This is a genomic window from Polynucleobacter sp. IMCC 30228 (genome assembly GCF_021395205.1).
In the GTDB taxonomy this organism is placed as follows: domain Bacteria; phylum Pseudomonadota; class Gammaproteobacteria; order Burkholderiales; family Burkholderiaceae; genus Polynucleobacter.
Genome location: NZ_JAJVCS010000003.1, coordinates 1 through 26,033, shown reverse-complemented (window position 1 = coordinate 26,033; position 26,033 = coordinate 1). Strand labels below are relative to the sequence as shown.

The 26,033-nt window shown below is 42.6% G+C and carries 27 protein-coding genes; 3 read left to right on the top strand and 24 right to left on the bottom strand.

Translation table 11 applies throughout. The annotated features are described in order from the left end of the window. Positions 1–98 precede the first annotated feature (98 nt). The 11 genes from LZT21_RS05900 to LZT21_RS05850 form a co-directional block, all read right to left on the bottom strand. Entirely contained in the window at positions 99–818 is a 720-nt protein-coding gene (locus LZT21_RS05900; protein WP_233989845.1) for an ABC transporter ATP-binding protein, read from the bottom strand. Continuing rightward, positions 811–1,584, bottom strand: a complete 774-nt coding sequence (locus LZT21_RS11920; RefSeq protein ID WP_233989843.1) for an ABC transporter ATP-binding protein — start codon at positions 1,582–1,584, stop codon at positions 811–813. Before LZT21_RS11920 ends, LZT21_RS05900 begins: the two co-directional genes overlap by 8 nt. Further along, positions 1,577–2,467, bottom strand: a complete 891-nt coding sequence (locus LZT21_RS05890) for a branched-chain amino acid ABC transporter permease (protein ID WP_233989841.1) — start codon at positions 2,465–2,467, stop codon at positions 1,577–1,579. Before LZT21_RS05890 ends, LZT21_RS11920 begins: the two co-directional genes overlap by 8 nt. A 43-nt stretch (positions 2,468–2,510) precedes the next feature. After that, positions 2,511–3,365: a branched-chain amino acid ABC transporter permease gene (locus tag LZT21_RS05885; RefSeq protein WP_233989839.1), complete on the bottom strand. Its 855-nt coding sequence runs from the start codon at positions 3,363–3,365 to the stop codon at positions 2,511–2,513. 75 nt (positions 3,366–3,440) lie between these two features. Further along, complete coding sequence (locus LZT21_RS05880; RefSeq protein ID WP_233989837.1) at positions 3,441–4,631, bottom strand: amino acid ABC transporter substrate-binding protein; 1,191 nt, start codon at positions 4,629–4,631, stop codon at positions 3,441–3,443. 33 nt (positions 4,632–4,664) lie between these two features. Next, positions 4,665–5,270, bottom strand: a complete 606-nt coding sequence (locus LZT21_RS05875) for an SRPBCC domain-containing protein (RefSeq protein WP_233989835.1) — start codon at positions 5,268–5,270, stop codon at positions 4,665–4,667. Further along, the gene (locus LZT21_RS05870; protein WP_233989833.1) at positions 5,260–5,757 is read right to left on the bottom strand and encodes a (2Fe-2S)-binding protein; all 498 of its coding nucleotides are present in this window, start codon (positions 5,755–5,757) and stop codon (positions 5,260–5,262) included. Before LZT21_RS05870 ends, LZT21_RS05875 begins: the two co-directional genes overlap by 11 nt. Continuing rightward, on the bottom strand, positions 5,754–6,560 hold the full coding sequence (locus LZT21_RS05865; RefSeq protein WP_255696437.1) for a xanthine dehydrogenase family protein subunit M: 807 nt from the start codon (positions 6,558–6,560) through the stop codon (positions 5,754–5,756). Before LZT21_RS05865 ends, LZT21_RS05870 begins: the two co-directional genes overlap by 4 nt. Next, on the bottom strand, positions 6,557–8,905 hold the full coding sequence (locus LZT21_RS05860; RefSeq protein WP_233989829.1) for a xanthine dehydrogenase family protein molybdopterin-binding subunit: 2,349 nt from the start codon (positions 8,903–8,905) through the stop codon (positions 6,557–6,559). The genes LZT21_RS05865 and LZT21_RS05860 overlap by 4 nt, the downstream gene beginning before the upstream one ends. A 28-nt stretch (positions 8,906–8,933) precedes the next feature. After that, on the bottom strand, positions 8,934–10,205 hold the full coding sequence (locus LZT21_RS05855) for an amidohydrolase/deacetylase family metallohydrolase (protein WP_233989827.1): 1,272 nt from the start codon (positions 10,203–10,205) through the stop codon (positions 8,934–8,936). Positions 10,206–10,221: 16 nt separating this feature from the next. Next, the gene (locus LZT21_RS05850; protein WP_233989825.1) at positions 10,222–10,926 is read right to left on the bottom strand and encodes a GntR family transcriptional regulator; all 705 of its coding nucleotides are present in this window, start codon (positions 10,924–10,926) and stop codon (positions 10,222–10,224) included. Between the two features lie 114 nt (positions 10,927–11,040). Here LZT21_RS05850 and LZT21_RS05845 point away from each other — a divergent pair, with 114 nt between their 5' ends. Next, a complete protein-coding gene (locus LZT21_RS05845; RefSeq protein ID WP_233989823.1) occupies positions 11,041–12,267 on the top strand; it encodes a DUF1116 domain-containing protein in 1,227 nt (408 codons plus the stop codon). 19 nt (positions 12,268–12,286) lie between these two features. Here LZT21_RS05845 and LZT21_RS05840 read toward each other — a convergent pair whose 3' ends face one another. After that, a complete protein-coding gene (locus LZT21_RS05840) occupies positions 12,287–12,739 on the bottom strand; it encodes a lipocalin-like domain-containing protein (RefSeq protein ID WP_233989821.1) in 453 nt (150 codons plus the stop codon). A 34-nt stretch (positions 12,740–12,773) separates the two neighbouring features. On the opposite strand from LZT21_RS05840, the gene LZT21_RS05835 reads away from it, so the two are divergent. Next, positions 12,774–13,961: an amidase gene (locus LZT21_RS05835; protein WP_233989819.1), complete on the top strand. Its 1,188-nt coding sequence runs from the start codon at positions 12,774–12,776 to the stop codon at positions 13,959–13,961. A 345-nt stretch (positions 13,962–14,306) separates the two neighbouring features. Here the strand turns inward: LZT21_RS05835 and LZT21_RS05830 are convergent, their stop codons facing one another. The 12 genes from LZT21_RS05830 to LZT21_RS05775 all read right to left on the bottom strand — a co-directional run bounded on the left by LZT21_RS05830 (position 14,307) and on the right by LZT21_RS05775 (position 24,633). Continuing rightward, positions 14,307–15,281 (bottom strand): tripartite tricarboxylate transporter substrate binding protein, encoded by a 975-nt coding sequence (locus tag LZT21_RS05830; RefSeq protein WP_233925284.1) that lies wholly within the window; start codon positions 15,279–15,281, stop codon positions 14,307–14,309. Continuing rightward, the gene (locus LZT21_RS05825) at positions 15,281–16,171 is read right to left on the bottom strand and encodes a TauD/TfdA family dioxygenase (protein ID WP_233989817.1); all 891 of its coding nucleotides are present in this window, start codon (positions 16,169–16,171) and stop codon (positions 15,281–15,283) included. Before LZT21_RS05825 ends, LZT21_RS05830 begins: the two co-directional genes overlap by 1 nt. A gap of 23 nt (positions 16,172–16,194) precedes the next feature. Next, positions 16,195–17,349, bottom strand: coding sequence for a mandelate racemase/muconate lactonizing enzyme family protein (locus tag LZT21_RS05820; protein ID WP_233925286.1), 1,155 nt, complete (start codon positions 17,347–17,349; stop codon positions 16,195–16,197). A 12-nt stretch (positions 17,350–17,361) separates the two neighbouring features. Next, positions 17,362–18,321 carry an NAD(P)-dependent oxidoreductase gene (locus tag LZT21_RS05815; RefSeq protein ID WP_233936564.1) on the bottom strand — a complete coding sequence of 320 codons (960 nt, stop codon included), beginning with the start codon at positions 18,319–18,321 and terminating at the stop codon, positions 17,362–17,364. A gap of 78 nt (positions 18,322–18,399) precedes the next feature. Then, positions 18,400–19,542, bottom strand: coding sequence for a mandelate racemase/muconate lactonizing enzyme family protein (locus LZT21_RS05810; RefSeq protein ID WP_233936561.1), 1,143 nt, complete (start codon positions 19,540–19,542; stop codon positions 18,400–18,402). Between the two features lie 24 nt (positions 19,543–19,566). Further along, positions 19,567–20,556: a tripartite tricarboxylate transporter substrate binding protein gene (locus tag LZT21_RS05805; RefSeq protein WP_233925289.1), complete on the bottom strand. Its 990-nt coding sequence runs from the start codon at positions 20,554–20,556 to the stop codon at positions 19,567–19,569. Between the two features lie 89 nt (positions 20,557–20,645). Continuing rightward, positions 20,646–21,545: an alpha/beta hydrolase gene (locus LZT21_RS05800; RefSeq protein WP_233989815.1), complete on the bottom strand. Its 900-nt coding sequence runs from the start codon at positions 21,543–21,545 to the stop codon at positions 20,646–20,648. Positions 21,546–21,583: 38 nt separating this feature from the next. Continuing rightward, positions 21,584–22,546, bottom strand: coding sequence for a tripartite tricarboxylate transporter substrate binding protein (locus tag LZT21_RS05795; RefSeq protein WP_233989813.1), 963 nt, complete (start codon positions 22,544–22,546; stop codon positions 21,584–21,586). Positions 22,547–22,578: 32 nt separating this feature from the next. Continuing rightward, a complete protein-coding gene (locus LZT21_RS05790) occupies positions 22,579–23,493 on the bottom strand; it encodes a diiron oxygenase (RefSeq protein WP_233925292.1) in 915 nt (304 codons plus the stop codon). Between the two features lie 23 nt (positions 23,494–23,516). Beyond that, entirely contained in the window at positions 23,517–23,678 is a 162-nt protein-coding gene (locus LZT21_RS05785) for a hypothetical protein (RefSeq protein ID WP_233925293.1), read from the bottom strand. Positions 23,679–23,962: 284 nt separating this feature from the next. Next, the gene (locus tag LZT21_RS05780; RefSeq protein WP_233989811.1) at positions 23,963–24,379 is read right to left on the bottom strand and encodes a type II toxin-antitoxin system VapC family toxin; all 417 of its coding nucleotides are present in this window, start codon (positions 24,377–24,379) and stop codon (positions 23,963–23,965) included. Beyond that, the gene (locus LZT21_RS05775) at positions 24,379–24,633 is read right to left on the bottom strand and encodes a type II toxin-antitoxin system Phd/YefM family antitoxin (protein ID WP_233925310.1); all 255 of its coding nucleotides are present in this window, start codon (positions 24,631–24,633) and stop codon (positions 24,379–24,381) included. Before LZT21_RS05775 ends, LZT21_RS05780 begins: the two co-directional genes overlap by 1 nt. A gap of 484 nt (positions 24,634–25,117) precedes the next feature. Between LZT21_RS05775 and LZT21_RS05770 the strand changes: the two genes are divergently transcribed. Continuing rightward, entirely contained in the window at positions 25,118–25,753 is a 636-nt protein-coding gene (locus tag LZT21_RS05770) for an SOS response-associated peptidase (RefSeq protein ID WP_233925319.1), read from the top strand. The last annotated feature ends 280 nt before the right edge of the window (positions 25,754–26,033 follow it).

Sequence of the window (26,033 nt, the reverse complement as noted above, 5' to 3'; positions counted from 1 at the left end):
GTCGATAACGGTCTTTTCTTGGGGGGGATGTTTTGCTTAAGCCAATCAAAGAGGTTTTCATTCGATTCCCGTTGCCAGTTAGCAAAAAGAGGCTAAATTTAAACTCCTAAATAAGCTTCTCGCACTCTCGGCTCTTCGGATAAATATGCTGTAGAGCCAGTTAAAGTAACTTTACCAGTCTCAATTACTACGCCATATGAAGATAAATCAAACGCCGTCATTACGTCCTGCTCAACCAACAAAATTGATAGCCCTTGCTGATTAATTGCAAGCAATGCCTCTGTCAACTTTTCAACTGCTCGTGGAGCTAGTCCCAAAGAAAGCTCATCAATCAATAAAAGCTTCGGTCTGGCCATTAAACCCCTACCAATCGCACACATCTGCTGTTCTCCGCCAGACATCGTAGTCGCATCTTGTGATGAGCGCTCAGATAGAATGGGAAAGAGCGAATAAATCCACTCTAAATCATGATTAATTTCTAATCTAGAATCTTTTCTTAAATAAGCGCCTAGTAAAAGATTATCTCTTACAGAAAGACCTTTAAATAGCCGACGAGCTTCTGGCACATGAGCAATACCGGCCTGTAGAATTTTTTTAGTAGAAAGCCCTGTTATGGGTATACCATCAAAAATAAATTCACCGCCCCGTGTCGGTATTAACCCAGATAATGCTCTTAATAAAGTAGTTTTACCTGCGCCATTGGAACCCACAATACATGAAATTGCACCTTTTTCAATCGAAAAATTAACATCCCAAAGCACCTGAATTTCGCCATATCCAGCTTTAATGTTTTTGACTTGTAATAAGGGATCAGACATTAGAAGCGACCTTAGCATCCATTTTTTGTAATTTTGAAGCAAATTTATGCCCGAGATAAGCCTCTACAACTTTTGCATCTTTTGCAACCTCTCTTGGCTCGCCTTCTGCAATTAATTCACCATGATGAAGAACGAGCACCTTCTGGCATAAAGAAAAAACTACCTTCATAAGATGCTCAACTATAAGAATAGTGATGCCCCGTGCGGCAATGGAATTCATTAATTCAAGTGCTTTATCTATCTCGCCTGTATTTAATCCTGCGTTAACCTCATCTAACATCAGCACTCTAGGGTTCATTGCAAGAGACTTAGCTAGCTCTAATTTTTTTCTTGATGGCAAAGTTAGTGTTGAAGCTAAACGATTTGCTTCATTTGCAAGACCCACAAATTCCAAGTGGTTAAGAGCTAACCTTTCTGCATCTAACTTATTCGAAGCACCGCCAGAAAACAATGCGCCTGCAGTAACATTCTCTAAAACAGTCATCGCAGGAAATGGTTGAACAATCTGAAATGTTCGCGCCAAACCCGAGCGAGCGCATTGCCAAGGCTTTTGAGTGGTGATATTTCTGCCCTCAAAAAAAACTTCACCGCTACTTGCTGGGTGAACTCCAGTAATCACATTAATAAGCGTTGTTTTTCCAGCACCATTTGGGCCAATAAGGCCAACTATCTCTCCTTTACTCCCCTCAGCGCCGATTACAAACGAAACATTATTAACGGCTGCGATACCACCAAAATTCTTAGTAAGATTTCGAACCTCAAGCACTTTTCACCCCCTGAATTTTTGCTATTAATTTTCGATAATCTACTTTTAAGATCCCGCCAGGTAAAAAGAAAATAAGAATTACGATAATCATTCCTAGGATTGCTTGATTGGCTTCTAAAAAATGAGCCCAAACAGATTCCTCAAGAATTACGAATACGAGAGCACCAAGAATGGGGCCAAAAACTGTTCCCTCACCCCCTAATAGCACCATAACTGGAACCTTAAGAGTCGTAATGATTGAAAATGCATCTACTGGGGCAATATAGCCAATCCAGGATGCATAAATTGCCCCAACTGTTCCACAAAATACTGCTGACAAACAAAATGCTGCTATCTTATAAATCGTAACATTTATACCAACCATATCAGCTGCATCTTCATTTTGCTTAATGGCCTTAAGACCGAAACCAAATTTACTTCGATTCACCCAGAGTGTAGTAAGGAATGCTAATAGCATTACTGAAAGCATCGAATACAAAAAGACGCGTCCAGCATAATCGGGGCCACCTTCCATAATTTTTACATTAAGACCATCTCCTCCCCCCGTAAAACTTGACCAAGATGAGGCAATTAATCTTAATAGCTCAACAACTGCAATAGACCCAACCGCAAAATAATGTCCCTTGACCCGTAAAATTGCAAAGCCAAGAAAGCCCGCAAAAATTATGGTGATAATTGATGCCAAAATCCATGAGGCTATTAAATTGATACCTGCATTTTGTAAAATTGCTCCTGCGTAAGATCCTAAACCAATAAAAGCAGCAGTTGCAAAAGAGGGATACCCAGTAAACCCGCCAATAAAATTCCAAGATAACGCCAAGGCCGAATACATTGCAATAAATGTTGCTAACTTTACAAAATAATTATCAGCAATAAATGGCATGGCCGCCAAGGAAATAAAAACAACCAGAAAAGCTGCAATGGGCTTATTCATAACCTTTAACTCCTAATAATCCCGTAGGCCTAACCATCAATAAGGTCAGCATCAATACAAAACCAATAATGATGGCATTTTGTGGGCCAAACCAATGACTACCAAAAGATTCAATTAAACCCAACGCTAATCCACCAATTAATGCCCCAGGAACGCTTCCCAAACCACCAATGACGCAGATTACAAATGCTTTCCCTAGTAAAAGCCCTGAGATATTTGTGGTAACCGGAAAAGCAACTGCGAAAAGTACACCGCAAGCACCTGCCATAGCTGCCCCAAGACCAAAAGTAATGGCATAAATTTGCGGAATTTGAATGCCCATTAACGATGCCGCATCACGATCCATTCTGACGGCAACAATTGCCCGACCAATTCTAGAAGCCCGCAATAATATATATAAAAGGAAAGTCAATATAAAGGCAAGCGCCATAGCAACTAAGCGATCAATTGGAAAAACTAAATCCGCAATCGAAAAGCTACCCCAATTTAATGCAATTCTGCGAGGCGTCGCCTCAAAAAAAGAATTCATAAAATTGTATAAAATCATATCCAACCCAAAGGTTAGTGTGAGTGTAGTTAAGACTGGTCTTTTAACAACGCGATTAATCATTAAGTACTGAAGAAGATACCCAAAAATAAACATGACTAAAGTCACTGGCAACAAAAGTAATATCGGTGTTATTTTGGTTCCGTACCAAATAAAGTAGGTTACATAGCCAGCAAAAATAATGAGGGATCCATACATCATGTTAATGATGTTCAGAACCCCCCATACCAAAGAAAAACCTACAGCAATACAGGCATAAAGACCACCTAACATTAGGCCGTTAGCAAGAGCTTGAAGCATCTGTTTCTAAGCCGAGGCTTATCCTATGTAGGGTTGCAATAAATCATGATCACAATGCCTTTTGCAGCTTATAAATTACTTAACAAGCTGCAAATTACCTTGCTTAATCGCATCAGGATACAAAACTACTACTTTGCCATTTTGAACTTGAATAATAGGCAAATCTCTACTTTGATTCATGCCATTAGCGCCAAATTTAATTGGCCCATAAAAGGTCACCACATCTAAGGATGCTAATTGTGCGCGAACTTTATCTTTATCGATTGAGCCTGCCTTTTCTATCGCCATTTGTAATGCGATTAATGCAGCGGCAGAAGATGCATGAACGTAATCGGGGTCAGATTTATTTGCTGCTACAAATTCTTTATAAAACTCAGTAGTCGAACCAAATACATCTTTTGACTTGTATGTTAAAGAGTGATGCCACCATGTTGCACTTGAAATCCCCTCGGCCAAAGGTCCTAAGGCATCGGTAAATTCCTTATACGCAGGGCCAGTAATCATGGTAATGATCGGAGCCTTTACACCAAGATCGCTCATTTGTTTGCGGGCCAACACCAAATCCTGGGTATAACCAGAAACATAGATCCAATCAGGTTTTGCGGCCTTAATTTTTGATAGGGAAGCAGCATGATCTAGAGTGCCAACTGGGTATAGCTCATTAAATACCACCTCAAGGCCCGCTTTTTCTGCATAAACCTTCATTTCGGCAGCCATTGCTTTTGGAAAAACATCTTCCCTACCAAGAATGGCTATTCTTTTTGTAGTTGGATATTGCTTAGTAAATAGCGTGACCATATGCGAAACAATTCCGCTATTAGCCGCCAAGGTTCCGAACAGATTTTTATAACCTTGATTGAACACTGACTCGCTTGACGCAACCGGGGCAACTACAGGAATTCCATACCGCTCTGCGACACCTGCAACTACTTTGGTATGGCCAGAACCAAATGGTGAAGTTAAGAAAGCAACTTTATCTTGAGTGATTAGTTTTTCAGCTAGAGATTGGGCTCTCTTTTCATCAGTTTGATAATCGTAAGTGATTAACTCAACCTTCATTTTTTTATTGCCAACTTGAATGCCGCCAGCAGCGTTTACTTTCTTTAGCCACATATCATAAGCAATCTGCTGCTTTTTTCCTTCGTCAGCTAGGCCCCCTGTCAAAGCTAGTGGGGCACCAATCTTAATAGTCTCCTGCGCATAAATTAGACTAGTGGTACATAAAATTGCAGTAACGCAAAATGTTTTAAAAAATAATTTTTTCATTGCCATCTCCAGTTAATTTGTATTGAAAAAAAGCTACTGTCTGCTAAGTTGAAATAATGCTTTTAACTTCCGAATTAAAACTTGCCAAATTAAACTACCAAAATTGAGTGTGTTATCAGATGAAAGCTGGGGAGTTTGCTGATTAATGCTTCTAGCTGAGTCTTTAGTTTGATGCTGACCGTCTAAATTGTTTTTTAAATTATTAGCAAATTCTCTGGTTAAGGCAGCTGCAAATTCTTGAACAATAGCTCCCCTAGAAAATTGCGCCAAGGGGCCAGTTAGGCTGTAGTCGACAATTACGGTGATCTCGGTACTAAGTCCATTCGCAGACGCATTGAGTAAAAATTTAGCCTCTCCGCGAACTCTCGATCCGCTCTTGCGGTCTACCCCAGAGCCAGAAAAACTTCCAGACCTTTGTAGCTCGTCATATACCACCTCACCCACACCTTGAAACGATCCAACAATCGGTCCCAACTTTACCAAAAACAAGATATCTATTTTTGAGCCCGTCTCTAAGTTTACTGGCTCAGACTGCAAGCTAGCACCTGGCATGCATGATACTAATGTAGGTATATTTTTAAATGCAAGCCATGTTGTATCAAGCCCAAAAGGCATCTCGAAGAATTCTTTAATAATCATTTTTACCTTGCATTGCGCGTAGCCGAAGAACCGACTGTATAGCCTTAACGATGCCTTGGTATCCTGTACAGCGGCATAAATTACCTGCTAACTCAGTACGAATACGTTCTTCATCTGCGTCACCAGTTAGCCCTGGTAATCGCAAAATCATATCTCTAGCAGTAATCAACATTCCTGGTGTACAAAACCCACATTGCAATGCATGCTCTTGGCTAAAAGCTTCCCTCAACTGCTGCATTACTTCATCATCATTAAAGTCTTCAATTGTGCGAATTTCATAGTCAGCACATGCGGCCACAAATTGAATGCAAGTTCTAGCAGGAGAGCCATTAATTTCAACTGTACAGGCTCCACAGACGCCATGTTCACAGCCTAAATGAGTACCAGTGAGGCCTAACGATTCTCGCAAAAAATCACCTAAATGCGTGCGAGATTCGCCTTTGTAAGCAATCAATTTTCCGTTTACTTTAAGGTTAATAGTTGTCATAACTTAGCCTGTAAAAGTGCACGCTCTAAGGCAATTTTATGCATTTGAAATTCATATTCATCAGTGCATCCGGCCTGAATTACTGCCTGCTTGATCTCTTCGGCATCACCCTTAAGAACAGCGTCAATATTCTTCACTAAAAATGGGGTGCCGGCTGTTGCGCCAATAATAGCTCGCCTGATTCCCAATTCTGAATCAATCAATACTGCTCCTATGGCTTCTGCAAACTCACCTACTTTTCTACAAAATTTAAAATAACCAAACTTTGCTCCATCTGATAATTTTTTGATTTTTACGCCAAGTAATATTTCATCATCCTCAAGGGTGGTAGTAAAGGCTGCTAGCATAAATTGCTTGCTTGTTACTTCTCTTTTGCTCTTTGGCCCCGCTATGACGAATCTGGCATCAAGTAGTTGCATTAAATTAACCCAGTCTGAGGCTGGATCCGCATGTGCGAGACTGCCTCCAATGGTCCCAAAATTACGAACTGCTCGATATGCGATATTCGCAGCAACAGAGGCCATCAGCCCCCTACTAGGATCTAATATTTTTTTATCTTCTATTTCTGCATGTGTAATTCCTGCGCCAATAAAAATACTCTCTTTGCAATCAGCTACCTCGCGTAATTCCTTTAGATTTCTCAACAAGATTAAATTTTCAGGTTGAGTTAAGCGAAGATTTAACATTGGACCAATGGATTGGCTGCCAGCCATTAACTTGGAAAAGGTTGGGTTTTTATTCAATATGTTAATAGCCTGATCTAAGCTAGCTGGAGTCAAAAGAGTAAAAGGAGCCGCCTTCATAGTGCAGCCTCCAATCTGGCTTTTGAAATCGCTGCCAATAATCTTTTGGGGGTAATAGGACTCTCAACAATTTCAACGCCTATATCCTTAAGCGCATCATTAATCGCATTTACTATCGCAGCTGGAGGTGCAATTGCGCCACCCTCTCCTATGCCCTTTTGACCAAATTCAGTATAGGGAGAAGGTGTTTCAATATGCTTTATACGAATAGTGGGTACCTCTGGCGCACCTGGCAACATGTAATCAGCAAGGGTTGAGGCTAATGGTTGCCCATGTTCATCAAAAGGCATTTCTTCATATAATGCAGTACCAATACCTTGTGCTACCCCTCCAATAATTTGACCATCAACTACCATCGGGTTTACCAAGACACCGCCATCTTCAATAATGACGTAATCGACGATATCAACTGATCCAAGCTGGGTGTCCACAGCTACTACGACGGCATGGCAGGCATATGAAAACGTGCCGGTATCGCGTTTAGCCTTATAGCCAGCAATTACTTCCAAGCCAGCGGGGTTTATATCATCGGGTAATAGTTGGGGTGAGCGGTACCATACATAAGCGACCTCAGCTAATGACATTGAAGGCGTATTCCCGCGGCAAACCATGCCGTCGCGAAGACTTAACTCAGTCACTTCGCAATTTAATATTTTTGCTGCTATTTGATTAATGCGCTTGGCTAATTCTTTGCAAGCTTGAGCAACTGCACCCCCGCTCATTACCATCGAGCGAGATCCCCAAGTTCCCGTGGAGTAAGGAGAATTTGCAGTATCGCCATGGACTAAGCGCACCTTTGCAAGATCAATGCCTAATATTTCATTGGCCACCTGAGCTAGAGTTGTCTCCATGCTTTGGCCATGGGAGTGAGCGCCAATAGACATTTCTAGCACACCATCAGCATTTAAACGGGCGCGACACTGCTCAAATCCGGGCACCATGGGGATGCCCCAACCAAAATAAACACTCGTGCCATGAGCGGCTTGTTCGCAATAAATTGCAAATCCTACTCCAATTTTTTTCCCGTCAGCTTCGCCCTTGGTCTGGCGTAATCGAATCGCTTTTAAATCGATAGCATCTCGAGCCATTTCTAAGACTTTTGGATAATCGCCGCTATCAAAATGTTTTTTAGTAATATTGTCGTAGGGCATTTCGGAGGGTAGTACGACATTTGCTAGGCGAACATCTATAGGCTCAATATTTGCTTGTCTAGCAATAGCATCAATCATGAGTTCAATTGCAAAGCAAACACCTGTTCTTGCAACTCCGCGATACGGCAGAATTGGTGCTTTATTACTCGCAACAGACCATGTTTTACAGCGATATTGCTCCATTTTATATGGCCCTGGCAGAATAGATCCAACCTGTGCCGCTTCCAGACATGCGGAAAAGGGATAAGATGAATAAGCCCCTGAGTCTACAGTTGCTTCACAGTCAATACCCAATAATCGACCATCATTATTTGCATAGACCGTGATTTCATAATCGTGCTCACGGCAATTGGCGTTAGCAGTTAGTTGCTCCCTACGGTCTTCAATCCAACGCAAGGGCTTACCAAGCTGCATGGCAAGCTTAGCCAAAACAATTTCCTCCGGCAACAAGATTCCCTTGTAGCCAAAACCCCCACCAACGTCGGGGGCGATTACCCGAATTTTTCCACTATCAATACCTAAGCATTCCGCTAAGCCCTGACGATTAATATGAACCATTTGGGCAGAAGTCCACATCGTTAATTGCTCAAGTCGATAGTCCCACTGGCAAATAACTCCCCTGCCTTCTAAGGGCGACATACACTGGCGTGCGGTATGAATATGTCTAGATATCTTAATTGGCGCACTCTTAATTGCGTCGATATCTCCCTCTACAAATGTTTCAAGAAAAATATTATCGCCCCATTCTTCGTGCACTAAGCTCGGTGGATTTTTTCTTGCTGCTACCGAGTCAACCACTGCTGGCAGTTCATCAAAATCAACAAATACTTGTTGCGCTAAATCTTCCGCACTTGCCCGGGTGGGGGCAATGCAGGCAGCAATTAATTCGCCAACCTGACGCACTTTACCCCTTGCTAGCGGCCACTGATTAGATGCCTTAAAACCAGGGAGGCTAGATACCGCACAAATAGGCTTAATATCCGGCAAGTCATCCATCGTGAAAATATAATCGTCATAACCCTCAGGCTTATGAATTCCTTTGATAAATCCATGGGCTATAGGAGATCGAACAAATGCTACATCTAACATATCCGGTATTTTGATGTCGCCAACAAATTGACCTCGCCCACGCATATAGCGATCATCTTCTTTGCGCAAAACACTCGCGCCTACACCCTGAACTTTTATACTCATTACTTGATTATTTAATAGTTAACATGATTTAAGCTGCTAAGATCTGAGGCAAAATTGGTGACCGAACTTCATGTCGTATGCCATCGCGAAAACAAAAAGCGGGCGTCAACATACGATCTGAAATAATTTTGGTGCCCTCATTATCGGTAAGCTCAAAATGCCCACGATCATCATTAAGCACTGAAATATCTGCTAAGGCGCCCACGCCTAGATGTCCTATATCGTCTGGTAGACCAAAGTAACGTTGGGGATTCCAACTAGCCATTGCTACAACATGCTCAATAGGAAGGCCTAACGCCAACATAGCTGACATTGCAGATACAAGTGAGAATTTTACTTGCCCAAAAAACATATGATCTTTATCAGAATGCTCATCAGGGGTACCAGCCATCGAAGACTTTGGAACTGAAGTGTTATATCCATGCATATCAGCACCCAACGTGTCCGGCAGAATTCCGGCCTCTAAAGCAATTTGCGCCATCCTATAACTAAAATGTGAGCCGTGACCGACATCAATTTTGAGCCCCTTTGCAATGGCCTCCTGAACAATTGCATGTACCTTACCATTGCGGTTTACAAAACCACCTGGATGACGCGTAAAGGGATGTGCCAAAATATCACCTGCCTTAAGCAGAGGCACAACTTGTGCAAGTATCGTATCTGCATCAATACCGTTATCGCCCTCAGACGGCAAAGGCCACAATTGTCCAAAATGAATATAAATGGGTAATTTAGCCTGCGCGCCAATTTCTGCAGCCTGACGAATAACTTCAATTCCCCAGCGCGCAAAACCTCCAAGCTCAGCATGTGCCTTAAAACCCTTGACGATATCTGGGTTGGCAAGCGCAGATTTAACGCTTGCTCCAATGTCTACACAATCTGGCTTATATAGGGACGGGTAATAGTGGCCTTCCATACCACCAACAAGATATGACGATAAGTAGGTAAAAATGCGGGACTTTTTAGGTTTAACTACATATTCCCGAAAGGCAGGCAGTGTCATGCAAGAAGGGCCCCCTTGATCAATTAAAGTCGTTACGCCAGAATCAACGCCACACATGTCAGCTTCAAGCCCAAATCTACCTGTTACATATTCAAAAACATGGGCATGCGTGTCAATTAATCCTGGGGTAACTAATTTTCCAGATACATCAATAGGTTTTGTAGCTAAGTTTCGGTCAATACCAACGGCAACCTGGGCAATTTTTCCATTCTTAATCCCAATATCACAAACGCGATTTATCTTATTTCTAGGGTCAATAACAAATCCCCCGCTTAACAAAAGATCATATTTCATCATTTAATCACTCGCACCTTTAAACTAACCGTCTATTAGAATTTGCTGCCTCAGATAATCGATGCAGTGTAAGGTTACGAATTTCTGTTCGAGAAACCTCAATATGCGTTTTTAACAATACTTCGGCAAGCTCTTGCTTGCGCTTTATCAGCGCCTTTAAGAGCTTGGCGTGTTCATCATATGCAGCAGTTATTCTTGCACCCTCAATAAAGTCGAGACGTCGAATGATGCGTATTCGCTCAGTAATATCGGTATGGACTCTAGACATTTCAGCGTTTCCAGCAGCCTTAACCAAGGTACTATGAAAAATCTCGTCTGCATTTGCAACAACTTGACCATCTATACTTCGCTCTTCTTCGGTTACTAACCAGAAGCTTTTCAGTACCGAGAAATCTGGAGGAATTTCAGAGAGGCATATACGGCGAATAGCAATTAACTCCAAATTCACTCTAAGGTCGTAAAGATCTTGAAAATAGTCAAGGTCAATAGGTGGAATTTGCCAAGCTGCATGACCACTGCCCTTGTTTAGAAAACCTTCTCTCTGTAGCATATGCAAAGCTAATCGCAGTGGCGTCCTTGAAACGCTATAGCGCTGCGCCAAATTCGCCTCCGTATACCGTTCACCGGGAAGAAGGTGGAATTCATATATGTCATTCCGAATTCTCTGATGAACCAACTCAGCTAAAGACGATTTTTCCGGATTTATTTGGGTTACTTGATTCATTGCATGTAGAGTAAACTAAATTTAAAGTTACGTAAACAGTTTGGGATCCCAAACGAGTGGGCATTGATTTGCTGTATATATTGATTCATATAAACAAGGAATTTAGGGCTTCCAATGCAAAATAAGGCAAATTTTCCTAGCTCTAAAGACAATCCTAATAATAGGGGTATTTCTTCTATTCTTGCCTCTAGACCAATGTGGATTGGCGTTGGAAGAGCCGCTGATCTCCTTAAATTACCAGATATGACGGTCCTTCATGCAGGACCACCCCTCAAGAATCCCTGTGAACCGCCCCTGCCGATTTTGAACTCAACCATCCTGACTTGCATTTATGAGGGTTGGGCAAAAAATGAATTGGAGGCGACCCAATTAGTAAAGTCGGGGTTCATCCGCCTCCTGCCAAGCCATGATTACAGAGCATCTGTGCCGTTAGCTGCAGTAATAAGCCAATCTACCCCCCTAACCATTATTCAAGCCGAGAAAAATAATAAGCAATTATGGTTTGGCTTTCTCGGCTCTGGGCTTGGCCCGCAAATGCGCTTTGGTACTAGAGATTTAGCAGTTATTGACCGGTTGTTATTTAGAGATCGGGTACTATTTCCTGGCTTTCAAGAATTACTCAAAAGCAGGCCAATAGACCTTCTATCTATTGCCCGAGCGGCATTAAATGAAGGTGATGATCTGCATAATCGACTCTCCAGCGCAACGCAAATGCTGCATTCAGTATTCTTGACACGCAAGCTTGAATCTAAAAATGTATTAGAAACTTTAAACACTTTATTGGAAACGCCAACCTATTTTTTAAGCCAATGGATTCCCGCTTGTGCCGCAATGCTCGATAGGGCCAATGGAATTAATGGGTCAACTATAGTCACTAATATTACTGGCAATGGCATTGAATCTGCAATTCAAGTATCTGGGCTCGGTAGCCAATGGCTTACCTGCGAGCCATTTGCAATCGAAGGCCCGGCAATTAAGGCTGGTCCGCCCATCACTAGTTTCCCACCTCATCTTGGCGACAGTAGCATCATTGATGCGTATGGCTTGGGCGGTCAAGCGCTTTACAGATCACCAAGTTTGCAAGCAGCTCTTGCACCATGGTTAAAGATGAATGATTCCCAAAGAGCGAAATCAATCTTAATACATGAAAATCCTATTCTTGATACCATGATTGGGGTGGATGTCAGACTAATTTTAGAAACTGGAAATACACCACTAGTCTCAACCGGAATGGTCGCTAGCGATGGAATGGGCTTGCTAGGAAGAGGTATTGGGGTAATGCCTATAGGGATATTTCAAAAAGCAATCAAGGCTGTAGACTCTAATGCAGGAAAAGCCTAAATAAAGTGTAGCTATTTATTTAGGCTACTTTTGTAAAAGTCAAAATGCTGCGTTGCATACCCTTATCTGCCCAGTTTGGCATCACTCGCCATGATGTTAAAACTTTTAAGTGACTATTTTTAATCTCAAATTGACGTCGTTGTTCAGTGTTGATCCATTCAGGGTTCCACGCAACTATCACACTTGTAACCCACTCATTGCCTTCAATGCGGTAGGTGCCAGCGTACGAAACAATGGTATCCAGTAATGCCGCACGCTCTTGATCATTTGTTGCAACTCTTCTACCCTCAGCTGTCAACGTAACCATGACATAATTATTGATAGTAAAGCTTGCAAAACCAGAGGGATTTTTGCCCATTGAATAAAAAATCTCACCTGATTTTTGAATCTCAACCTCATAGGATAATAGTTTCCAAATCCCCAAAAGCGCTTCATTATTTAGCATAGAACCTTCACCCAAAAAATATTTCAAATTTTAACAAGTTCATCGCAAATAGAATCTATAAATGAATATAAAATTGCCGCCGGATCAGTTTGATGCATTTATTCAATATGGAGAGCCCTATCTCAAGGGAGCTGAAAATAAAATTCTTAGTCAATACACCTTTGGCGTAAAAGACATATTTGACATTGCCGGCTTCCCCACTGCCTTTGGAAGTCCTGATTGGAAAAAAAGCCACCCCATTCCCAATAAGACAGCCCCAGTTGTTTTAGATCTTCTAGGTAGTGGTGCAACACTCCTTGGCAAAACACATACCGATGAACTGACATATAGTATTTTAGGCATAAACGCCCATTATGGAACGCCGATCAATCCGCTTTCGCCTAATCGTGTACCTGGGGGCTCTTCAAGTGGATCAGCGGTAGCTGTTGCAGGTAAATTGGTCGATTTTTCAATTGGCTCAGACACCGGTGGCTCTATAAGAGTGCCGGCTAGCTTCTGTGGAATTTACGGAATGCGGCCGACTCATGGAAGAATTTCATTGGCGGGCGCCAAACCTCTAGCCAAAAGTTTTGACACCTTGGGATGGTTTGCTAGAGACTCTCATGTACTGAATGATGTCGGCAAAGTATTGCTGAATAAAGAAGTGCCAGAGCAAAGTTTTAGCAATGGACTTCTTCTTCCCGAACAGGCATGGGAATTAATACCAGATGAACTTAAAATAATTTCCTTAAATAAAATCCAAACTATCTTTAAGGGGTGGGATTTATCTTTTTCTAATATTTCTGAATTTAACTTAAATTCTTGGGCAGATACTTTTAGAATAATTCAAGCAAGTGAAGTATGGGAAGAGCATGGAAATTGGGCCGGGAAGTATTTAAATAAGTTTGGGCCCGGCATCAAAGAAAGATTTTTGTATGCCAGCAAAATAGATGCTCAAACTACACTTGAAGCTTTAAAGGCAAGAGAAAAAATACAGGCGCTCCTAAGCTCGCTTACCAGTAAAAAACTTTTGCTGATACCAACAGTTAGCAATTTTCCACCCTTATTATCTAGTACTGAGTCTCAATTAGATGAATTCCGTCGGCAATCACAATCATTGCTCTGTATTGCCGGATTAGGGGGCTTGCCAGAAATTAGCATGCCTGTTATATCAACCTCAGAGGGTTCACTTGGTATATCAATAATTGGCCCCAGGTATTCTGATGAAGGGTTATTAGATTTATTAAAAGCCCTACCTAGACTAAGATAGCCATGGCCTAAATAGGTTTATAAATATTCCAAATATTGTCAAGTTTATTTTTAATATGATGAAAATTATCTTATTGCTGGTGGGCACCCTTAGTGCACCACTTCTTTTTGCTGACTCCTCTAGTTGTTATTCAATTAATGACGTCGATAAAAAGAATTATTGTCTTGGCATTTCTAAAAATGATGCTTCTTATTGCTATTCAATTAGGGAAGAGGACCTTAAAAACCTGTGTCTAGGCCAAGCGAAGCATGATAAATCGTATTGTTACTCTATTCGGTCAAGCGATACCAAGAATCTCTGTTTAGGTTTAATGAAATAAGGTTCAAACAATTGGAGTTCAGGGGCCTACTCCGCAGTTATCTTGCCATTCTTCACCACTACCGCCCATTTAGCTATCTCTGCCTTTAAAAAGCGATCGGCTTCTTCAGGTGAGTTACCAATGACTTCTGAGCCCCCATCAATAAGCCGTTGACGAACCTCAGGGGTGTTCAACGCTTTGACTACTTCAACATTCAGCTTATTAATAATCTCTTTTGGAGTGCCAGGGGGTGCCACCATACCGAACCAAGCTACTGCTTCAAAGCCTTTAACGCCAGACTCTGAAAGCGTAGGCACATCAGGTAGCTGCGGATGACGTTTGAGGGTAGTAACTGCTACGGGTCGTAATTTGCCACTCTTAAAGTGAGGCATCAGGGCCACTAAATTATCAAACATCACCTGAATTTGCCCGCCCATCAAATCAAGATGGGCTGGTCCAGATCCCTTATAAGGAACATGGGTCATATTGATGCCAGCATCTAATTTTAATTTCTCGGCGGTTACATGATGAGAAGTACCAACACCTAAAGAGCCAAAATTTACTTTGGTTGGATTGGCTTTAGCGTAATCAATAAATTCACGCACATTTTTTGCTGGAAAAGTAGGATTAACGGCTAAGGCCAACGCAGAATTAGTAAAGACGGTAACAGACACAAATGCACTAGTGTCATACTTCAGATTGGTATAAGCGCTTGCGCTGATGGGTAAAGCCGCCGTTGAAATTAAGAGCGTATAGCCATCAGGAGGTGCCTTTGCTACATAATCATTCGCAATCGTACCTCCACCGCCAGCCCTGTTCTCTACTAAAAATGGTTGGCCCATCGATAGCGTTAAGCGCTCAGCTACTGAGCGCGTCACCGTATCCGATGCTGAGCCTGCAGCAAAAGGCACAATTAACTTTACTGGCTTAGATGGGTAAACATCTGCCCATGAAAGGCTTGTGTACATCATTGTCGTAATGACTAGCAAGCAATGTAAGCATCGTTTTTTTAAGATCATCATTAAGCGGTTACCTCCAATGGTATGTAGTCGCGCTCTAGGGTGGTGGTTCTCCGTAAATCGCGACGCACTGAGAGGTCATAGCGGCGGCCACGATGCAAGGTTGTGCGGTTATCCCACATTACATAATCACCGGGCTGCCAGTGATGTGAATATACAAACTGTGATTGCGTAGCATGTTCAATTAACTCGGCCACCAACAACCGCCCCTCAGGCACTGTTAAATCGCTAACCTCGGTAATATGGACACTGGGAAATAAAACCTTACGGCCTGAACCCGAGTGTATGTGCACTAAAGATCGCCTAACAGGCGGAAATTTAGCCAACTGCTCCTCGGTATAGTGCTCATCACCCAAAGCAATACGAGAATGAAAAGCAGAATGCAAACCTGTGCGTCCCTCAACATACTGCTTGGTTTTTTCTGGCAACGCATCCCAAGCGGCGCGTAAATCAGCCCACTCCGATTGACCACCCTCTTCGGGAACAATGACTGCAGATAGCATCGAATATTTAACTGGGATATTTTGGAAAGTACTATCGCTATGCCACAATTGATTAGCCAAGACGCCCAACAACTTTTTGTTATCTCGCTTAGCGATTGATCCATCTAAAGCTACATTACCTATATCGATGAGCTGCTCATGCTTAAAACGGGTAGGCGCCCCTGTAGCTTTACGTAAGCCTGAATCTAATGGGCCAAATTGTTGTGAATAGTCAATTTGCTCATCTTGCGTTAATGGCTGACCTCGAAAAACGAGAACTGCATATTGATCCATAGCACGATCAATCGCTCGTATGGTTTCCTCATCCTGTGGATTTCTTAAATCAATACCACTAGCAATCCCAACAAAATTAGGTCTTGCTGGATTTTCTGGTTTAATTATCAAACTCATTAGTATTCTCCAATTGAGAAAGGCTAAACATAACAAGGACCATCAATTAATGGATGATCTTTGATGAAGTCTAAATTAATTTTCATGCCAATGCCGATACCATCATAAGGCCTAACAAAACCATCTGCATCTAGTACATAGGCTACCTTATCCATCATCTCATCTCTAAAAGGATTTAGCGAAGTAACATCACCCTCGAAATACCCTGGGTTATCAACCGCGCAGAGATAGTGAATGGTGGTTGCCATATTAATTGCAGTAGCCGAGGTATGTGGATTCACAGTGAGCTTATTAGCACTAGCCATAGCTGCAATCCGCATTGATTCAGTCACGCCACCCGCCTTAGACAAGTCGGGTTGCATAAATTGCACATCCCCATCCTCAATTAAGGTAGCGAACTCATAGCGGGTGAAATGGTTTTCACCCGCAGCAAATGGCACTCTCCCCAAGCTGCGTGCCATCCGATAAGCTTTTCGATCTTGCGGAGGAAATGGCTCTTCAATCCAATTAACGCCAGCCTCATCAAAGGCGGGCATCACTTTACGAACATCTAGTAAGGTGTAATTTGTATTCGCATCTACTAGCAGATCGATCTCGGACCCTACTGCTTTTCTTACTGCTAGCACGCGAGCAATATCTTTTTCAGCGGTATCGCCAACCCGTAATTTCAATGCCCGATAGCCTGTGGCCACATGCTCTAAAGCTTCTCTCGCTAACGAATCGGGCTCTTGCCAGCCCAAAGCAATGCCGCCAGCATAAGCCTTAATTTTTTTAGATGAGCCTCCTAGTAAGCGATACAAAGGCTGCCCATCTACTTGCGAACGAATATCCCACAAAGCGATGTCAATTCCACTTAGGGCAAGAACGGCAGCTGCCCCCATGCCGTGAGTCGAGATTTGCATCTTATAGACCCGTGCCCAAATGCCATTAATATCTGAAGCGTCTTGATTTAATACCAACTCGCGCATGGTGGTATCAATTAATTTAGCAATGGCGCCAGGCGCTCGCCCATGATGCGCCTCCCCCCACCCCACATGTCCATCTTCGGTCTCAATGCGCACCAATACCGAATCACGTTTAACGCTTCTACCAATACCCAAGCGCACTGATTTATTTTCAGGCACTGGGAATGAAATAGGCACAGCCTCTAATTTAACGATTCGCATGGGATTTTTCATGGTCACAACATTCTAGTTAGTAAATACGGTGGGATTAACTGTATTGTCGGGGCGATCCCCACGCAATAAAGCTAACATTGTTTTAACAGCACCCTCACTCATGCCACGCATACTACTCGCAGTAATAGAGGCCAGATGAGGCGTTAGAAGTAAGTTGGGGCAATTAAAAACTTCTTCTTGTCCAGTTAAAGGATGCTCATCATGCACATCCATGGCTGCCCCAGCAATTTTTCCTGCCTTAAGCGCTGTAATGATAGCTTTAGTATCGACCACGGGTCCGCGCGCTACATTAATTAAGATGGCATTGGGCTTCATGAGCGCAATGGCACTTGCGTCAACTAAGCCGCGTGTTTGATCATTCAGGGGACAACAAATGGCAATCACATCAGCCTGAGAAAATAAATCGTTCTTGCTCACTGCGCGAATATGTTTAGGTAAATTTTCTGGGCGCCTCGTTAAGGCGACCACTTGCATATTTAAGCTACTGGCAGCTTTTGCTAAAGCGCTGCCAATGGCCCCCACGCCAATAATGCCTAAGGTAGTAGTTTGAATTTCTGTTACATCATCTGCTAATGGGCGAGCAGTTGCCCAACCTTTATCTCTCAGTATTGAGTCAATGACATGCAGACGCCGACGGAAATGAAAGATAACTGCGAGGCAATATTCCACTACCGCATTCGTATTCGATCCGGGCAAATTGGCTACGGCGATATTCTTTTTAGTAGCCGCCTCAACCGGTATGAAATCAAGCCCAACCCCATGCCGTACCACCGCCTTCATCTGTTTTGCATTCTCAAAAATATCGGCTGGCAACTGAGAACGCACTATTAACCCATTGCAATCGCCAATTAAGGCTTTAAGGGTTGCAGGCTTCGTATCTGGGGCTACCACCACCTCACAGTGTTGAGCTAATTCTTCAAAAAAATGAGGATGAATTGGATTTGTTAGTAATACCTTTGGCTTCTTACTCAAGAAAAAGAACCCCTTGTTTTATTGGATTTTGATGACTGCACAAGTAAACTAGTTGCTAGACTCAAAAAAATAATATTCTTATGAAACTCGGTATTGATCTAAAACGCTGCGATTAATTTCAATTCCTAAGCCGGGTCCAGTTGGAATTTTTACCTTACCATTGTGTTGCTCAATGGGCTCAATCGACAGAAGATCGCGGAATGGATTTTCACATTGCTCTAATTCTAATAATGGAGGGTTACCTTTAAAACTTGGGGGTTGATCAGGCAGTGCAGCCAAGAAATGCAAAGTAGCAGCCAAACCAATGGCAGAACCCCAAGCATGCGGCACACACTCCACCCCATGAGCGCTAGCTAGAGTGGCGATCTTACGGCACTCACTTATTCCTCCGGCGGCACAGACATCAGGCTGCACAATATCCATGGCTTTTCTTACCACTAGATCACGGAAGCCCCAGCGGGTAAATTCATTCTCACCCCCTGCGACAGCCATATCTAAGGCACGGGTGACCTCAACATAGCCATCAATATCCTCTGGTGAAATAGGTTCTTCAAACCATTCCACATCCAATTGCTCTAACTCGCGGCCAATACGAATTGCTTGCGGTACAGTAAAGCAATGATTGGCATCAACCATCAGCCGAATATCATCGCCAATTGCTTTGCGCACTGCTTCAACACGCTTGATATCAAATTTGGGATTACCCAAACCAATCTTCATTTTGATTGCTGTAAAACCGTTACCTTTAAATTCCAGGGCCTCTTCAACTGCCTCTTCGATTAAGCGATCCATATCAATAAAATATAGTCCCGTAGCATAGGCAAACACCTCGGTGCGGTAAGAGCCACCAATTAATTTATGAATGGGCTGACCACAACTCTTACCAATAATGTCCCACAGGGCAATATCAATACCGCTAATTGCTGAAATCGCCATTCCTCTAGTACCGTAATCTTTAATGCGGTTGTAGAGCTCCTCCCAAATCACTTCTACATCAAATGAGTCCATGCCCAGAATACGCGGCGCATACTGGGTATCGATAAAACTTTTTGCAACTGCTGATGGACCATAACATTCGCCCCAACCAACAATGCCATCAACGGTTTCGATTTCGACAATACAAGATCCACGGGTTTTATAAATCCACCCTCTTGAAGATGTAAAGGGTTTTGCAACCGGAGCCGAAACAACGTGGCACGTGACTTTCTTAATTTTTGACATGAATGACGGCTTTCAGCTAGAAAATTATTTCTTTTCTGTTGTAAATATTTTTGGACCAACTACAGCGAGTGTTTTAGTAACGGCCACGATTTCTTCACCAAGTGCTTTGCCTGTTACATCATCTACTTTAGCCCCACCCTCTTCAGAGGCCTTCTTAAATCGTGGGTCTTGAATTGCCTTACTAAAAATAGTGATCAAGCGATCTTGCACGGCTTGCGGGGTTTTTGCAGGCGCAGCGATATATGCCATCTGCACAAGTGGCCCAAAAGGAAAAACGTCAAAGCCTTTTTCTTTAAAGGTTGGAACGTTCGGCAAAGTTTTAATCCGGTCATTGGCAAATACGCCGATGGGCTTTACAAGGCCAGCATCAATTTGTGTTTTACTTTCCGACGGTTTTAAAACTGCAGCATCAATTTGCTTACCCGCCAAATCAACAATAACTTTCGATCCACCTGTATAAGGAATAGTAATAATTTCAGTATTTACGACCCTCCCAGTCATCACAGCAAAAATATGATTCAAGTTATTGCTGCCAGGTGTGCCAATCGAAATCTTATTTGGATTCTTTTTAACCATAGCGAGAAAAGCATCTAAATTTGTCGCCGGCCCATCGCCAGGCACTAGTAATAACAATTGATCTGTCGTTACTCTGGCTATAGGTGCAAATTGATCATTTTTTAAAGTGGTTAAATTTTGCGCAATCATCGCCATGGTTGAGCTTGTGCCCATGCCAACTGTATAACCATCAGGCTCTGCATTAGCCACTTTGCCCATGCCAATTGAACCCGTAGCCCCAGCTATGTTTTCTACCACCACCTTAATGCCTTGCTCTGCAATTAGCTGCGATAAAAGTCTGGCTGAAATATCATTAGAGCCGCCTACATTCCAAGGTACGATGAGGCGAATTTCTTTATTAGGAAAAGGTTCGGCTGCTTGCCCTAAACCTGAGTAATGTAAAGCTACTGAAGCACATAAAAAACCCATTACTTTCGAAATATAACTTATTTTTTTCATTTTATTGTCCCCTAATATTTTTCTTTATCTTATATCAAACTCAAAATTAAGGCTCAGAACCTTCAACTTCCAGCGCTCTAAACTACTTATTACTGCTGATTTTCCCAAAACTCTAAAATCTGCCGCCCCAATTCATCTTCACTGCTATTAAAGTGGGCCACAATCGACATGTGATTATGCATTGCCTTTTCTAATAACAAAGGCTTTGCCGAGCGAACCTCTGCTAATTTTCTAGCAAAGGCTTTCCCATATACATCTAAGAGCGGATTTTCAAATTCTGCCACCACCACTAAGGTTGGCAAGGAGCTATTAGCTACGTATGTCAGCGGTGATTTTTCAGCATATTGATTTTCATCTGCACCAAAATAAGCGCGTACTCCTTCAGCATTCGGATTTTCTGGCAGAACGTCTGCCTTTAAACGTGCAGAAATTAAAACTAGCGCCTCTAGATATTTACCAAAACAAGCTACGGCAGGATCAAACACATAAGCAGCTGCATGAGTACCGCCAGCGGAATGTCCAATTAATAGAATTTGTTTAGGATTTCCGCCAAATTGAGCAATATGGTTATGCACCCATTCAATTGCCAAAGCTACATCAATGCCACCAGCAGGGTATGTTGCTGCTGGCGCCAAACGATATTCAACGTTGACTCCGATATAGCCTTGACGGGCAAACCAATATAAAACATTGTCATACAAGCTATCGGTGGTACATTTTGCACCCCGTACAAAGGCACCGCCATGCACAAAAATGACTACGCCAGCATTTTTTACCTGCGCAGGAATAAAAATATCCAGTACTTGCCGAGCATCTTCGCCATAAGCTAAATTGCGTTCAACAGTAATGTCCTCATTATTCGTTAAAGCATGCAAAGGGGCGTAGAGGTCTTTTACTTCTTGGCTATACCGCTGAATATCGCTAGCCCAGGAATTGCCAATTCTCTGTAGGCTAGGAAATAAAGCTACAGGAATTTGACTAGGGGCCACAAGCTAGATGAGAAATTTTTCGACGCTTAAATAATGAATTAAGGGGCCAAGTTTGCCAACTTCACAACCGTTACCCACTTTGCTGCTTCCTCGCGCACAAAACGCTCATATTCTTGTGGCGTTGCGGTCTCGGGTTCAGCACCCAACTCACGCAAACGTTTTTGCATTTCCGGATTTTTAATTACTGCAGTAATTTCAAGATTTAATTTATTAATAATAGCTATCGGCATTTCTGCAGGGCCAAAAATACCAAACCACGCGCTTACTTGATAATCGGCTAAACCACTTTCTCGCATGGTTGGCACTTGGGGCAATAAAGATGTGCGCGCTTTACTGGTTACTGCCAGAGCCTTCACTTTTCCTGCTTGAATCATCGGTTGCGCAGTGGCGATTAAATCAAACATGATTGGCACATGACCGCCAATAACATCATTTAATGCTGGCGCACTTCCTTTATAAGGTACATGCACTAAATTAATTTGTGCAGCTGAAGCTAGCATAACGCCCGCTAAATGATTTGACGTGCCTGGGCCCGCAGATGCGTAACTGACTTTCTCAGGATTTGCCTTAGCATAGGCAATTAATTCACCCACATTATTACGAGGAAAAGTGGGGTTAGCTACCAAAACAAATGGGATGGCGGCCACAGGTGCAATCGCGACAAAATCTTTGATTGGGTCATAGCCAACCTTAGTCATCGCAGGATTAATCGCATTCGAGCTAACGGTGCCTAATAGCAAGGTATAGCCATCGGGGGCCGCACTCGCAACTGCCTTTGCACCAATTGCTGTACCCGCTCCCGCGCGATTTTCAATCAAAATAGTCTGTCCCAAGCGTTCGCCCAATTTTGGCGCTAGTGCTCTCGCCAAAATATCAGCTGAACCGCCAGGGGGATAGGGCACGACTAAGGTAATCGGTTTCTGCGGGTAAGTTTGTTGGGCTAATGCAGGGAGGCTAAATAAAGCTACTGTCAGCACTAGTAATTTAGAAAAACTGTTCAATTCCTTAATCTCCCTTAATAACAATATTTTTCTTAACTTGATAACTGAGCTAAGCCGTCTAGCTCTGGAATAGCAGGAATCTCAACTCCGTAAGGGGCGACGTCAGCGCGAATGCGGTCTAAAGCATTGCGGATCACTTCTACTTCCTCATCGGGATGCGTAGCACCCAAACCATATTCAGATGCAAGCGCCCTGTTACGCCCTGCACGCTTACGCTCATCCTCCGGCAAGTTCACTACTGAATACACACCATTAAGCAAGCTGCCACGTAATTTTTTGGAGAACTTTTCCCCAATCAGGCGCTTTTCATCAGCACTTAAAGTTTCAAAAAAACGTCGCATAATGATTCGACCAAACTGAATATGGCGAGCTTCATCACGCAAAATTAATTTACAGGCCATGCGGATCGATTCAAAGCGAGCATTTTCATATCGTGCTTGCAACAATTCACCTGATAATTGTTCAAATAAGGTATTGACTGCTAAGCCCGCAAAAAAACTCATCGCCTTTTCATCACGTTCATCATGAAAACGGGGAATGACCAATTTAAAGTAATCAGCTCGTGGCTCGTCGTGATATCCGCCTAAATTTTTGGCAATTAATACCGAGGCTTCATGGTGGCGTAACTCTTCAGCAATAAAATTGACAATATGCTGCTTAATTTCAAACGGCTGGTGAGCAAAAATAGCTTCGCGAAGGCGTTCTGTTCCATAAGCGATGGCGCCATGCTCCATCCACGAGCGCAAGCTCCACCACTCGCCCCCAGCCTCTCTTACCTCTTGGGGTAAATCGGCATCCCGAATATCAGCAAAATCAATGTGATCAGGATTCCACGTTAAATCGCGCGCTTGCTGGCAAAGATGCCAGACTTCATCATATTGAACTTGAAAACGAATTGGATAAGGATTAGGTACTGTGATTACTTCTTCTAACATAGAGGCTTGCATGTCAATTCTCTCTTTAAAATAAGTTAAGTAGAAATCCAATATTGCAAACTACTATATTTAGGCGCATCAAATAACAAAGAAACATCGGCCTCAGCTGGCAAAGTAATTAGGTAAGCAATGACGCAGGCTGCGGCGACACATAATAATCCAACCAGTAATGTCCAATTGCGGAAATTTGCACGCATGCTTAGCCTTTTTAAATTCACTTTATTATCCATCACTATTTGCCAATTATTCATTAGCTTACCACCTTTATATATTGATTCTCAAGCGCATCAACCGCTAGATTTCTCAGGAACTCACCTCAGGAAACCTTAGCCAACTCTTGTAAGTCTGTATTTGAAATTAGCATATGCCAGCGCTATAGGGTGTAATTGGCTCTAAAAAAGAGCATGATCAAATCCAGCGCCTTAAAAATTAGCCCCTCGACTTAGCAAGTCTCAACTCATTTAATAAGATCAGCGATAACTTATTGCCAAGGATCAAAAATTTTTACCCCAGCCATTTTAAAATCCTCTACATTGCGCGTCACCACAGTCATACTATGAACTAATGCAGTTGCGGCAATTAAGCCATCTCTTAATGGCTTTGGATTTGGTACGTGTAAATGCGCACTACGTAAAACGATGGCCATATCAATTTCTAATATGCGCCCTTCAAATGCAGGGAAAACTTGATGATCAAGCCAAGCTCTTAGAACAGCGCCTTGTTTTGGGTCTCGTCGCTTTAGTAATAAAACGCCAATCTCCAGTTCTTCAACTGTGATAACAGAAAGATATAGTTCTCGAGCATCTACATCATCAGCCCATTTCGCTACATTTTTGTTGGCACTTCCAAAACGAATCTTACGAATTTCAGAAATTACATTTGTATCGATTAAATACATTAGAAAAATTCAGCTGGTTTAGCGATATCCCGACTACCTGAAGGCAAAAAATCAATATTTTCAGCCCCAACTAGTGCTAATAAATCGGCAATTTTGGCTTCTTTCCCGCATATATTTTTATACGCTTCATAAGTTAATAAAACATGAGCAGGCCGTCCTCGATCAGTAATAAATACTGGGCCAGATTGGCTGGCTTTTTTTACTCCGCTAGCATCTTGGTTAAATTGACGGCTAGAGACGGTAGTAATGGTCATGGTAGCTCCTAAAATCAGGTAATGTAGATATGTTACTACAATTATATCCTTATTGAAACCTACTCCTACAAGATCTTTTGTTTAAATCGGGCCATGCCACTCTTTAGCTAACTGATCATCTAGATCAGAATTGGATGCACAGCAAGATACCTGCCTTCCTAATAATTGCTAACTTGCTTGCTAATTCCATCAAAATAAACTACTTGCGTTTCGCTTGCTTTCCTACCCGCCTGATAAACATCATAAATACCAAATACGAATGTCTTAAAATATCCATAGTCGAGTAAAGCTACCATCTAAGTCTGAATAGGTTTGAATAATTAAAGCGCCGCTTTTATTCTATGGTCAGGAAACTTCACAAAAGGTTAGCCCCTGAGCAAATTACTACGTATTGGCTGGCGTAGTGAAGTAGACGATAAAGGTGGGGGGGGTAAGGTGGGGTCTGGGTTATTGCAAATCGTTAAGGGTAGCTTATGATTTTGCTATGTGTACCAACTTCACGCCGACCCAAAATAGCATTTGGACTAAAGAACACTTTGATGTGGACTTGCCTTCCCACTATCCTATTGAAACTTACCCTAGCTACCCTGCTCCAATCGTATTACGTAATGACAAGACTCAAATCGCCTGTGGATTAGCTCGCTTTGGGCTTATTCCGCATTGGGCTAAAGATGAGACCTTTGGTAGACATACATATAACGCCAGAGCTGAAACCGTTGCTGAGAAACCTAGTTACCGCACACCATGGCGAAAACGGCAATACTGCTTAGTCTTGGTCGATAACTTCTTTGAGCCTTCCTATGCCAGTGGCAAAGCTGTGCGCTGGGAAATAAAGGCCGCTAATACTGAACCAATGGGCATTGCCTCAATTTGGGATACGTGGACAGATAAGGAGTCAGGTGAACTGGTGGTCTCATTTAGCATGCTCACTATTAATGCAGATCAGCACTTGGTGATGCAGCAATTCCATAAGGTAGGCGAAGAAAAAAGAACGCCTGTAGTGCTACGCCCTGAATTCTTCCAAGAATGGCTTAACGCCACGACAGAAACCGCCAATAGTCTGATGACAGTCGATGTCATGCCAGAGCTAGTTGCACTGGAGCATCCGAAGGGGTTGTAAGCCACCCTCAAGTCTGGAAAGCTCACTAAGGGGGTCCCCCCTTGAGCAAAATACTATGTATAGGCTGGCGCACTGAAGTGGTCGATTAAGGCAAATAAATATAGCCCTAAATTGGGCTATATTTATTTGGCGGAAGCGGTTCGATTGGCTACCGAGGGTGTCCCATATTTTGTGTAAACGGGGTTCGTTTACTACAGAGGGATTCTCTCCTCATACTTAATACTAAACTGATTTAATGCACCCTTCCAATCTCTGATGGGCATACTCCACTTTTGGCTGA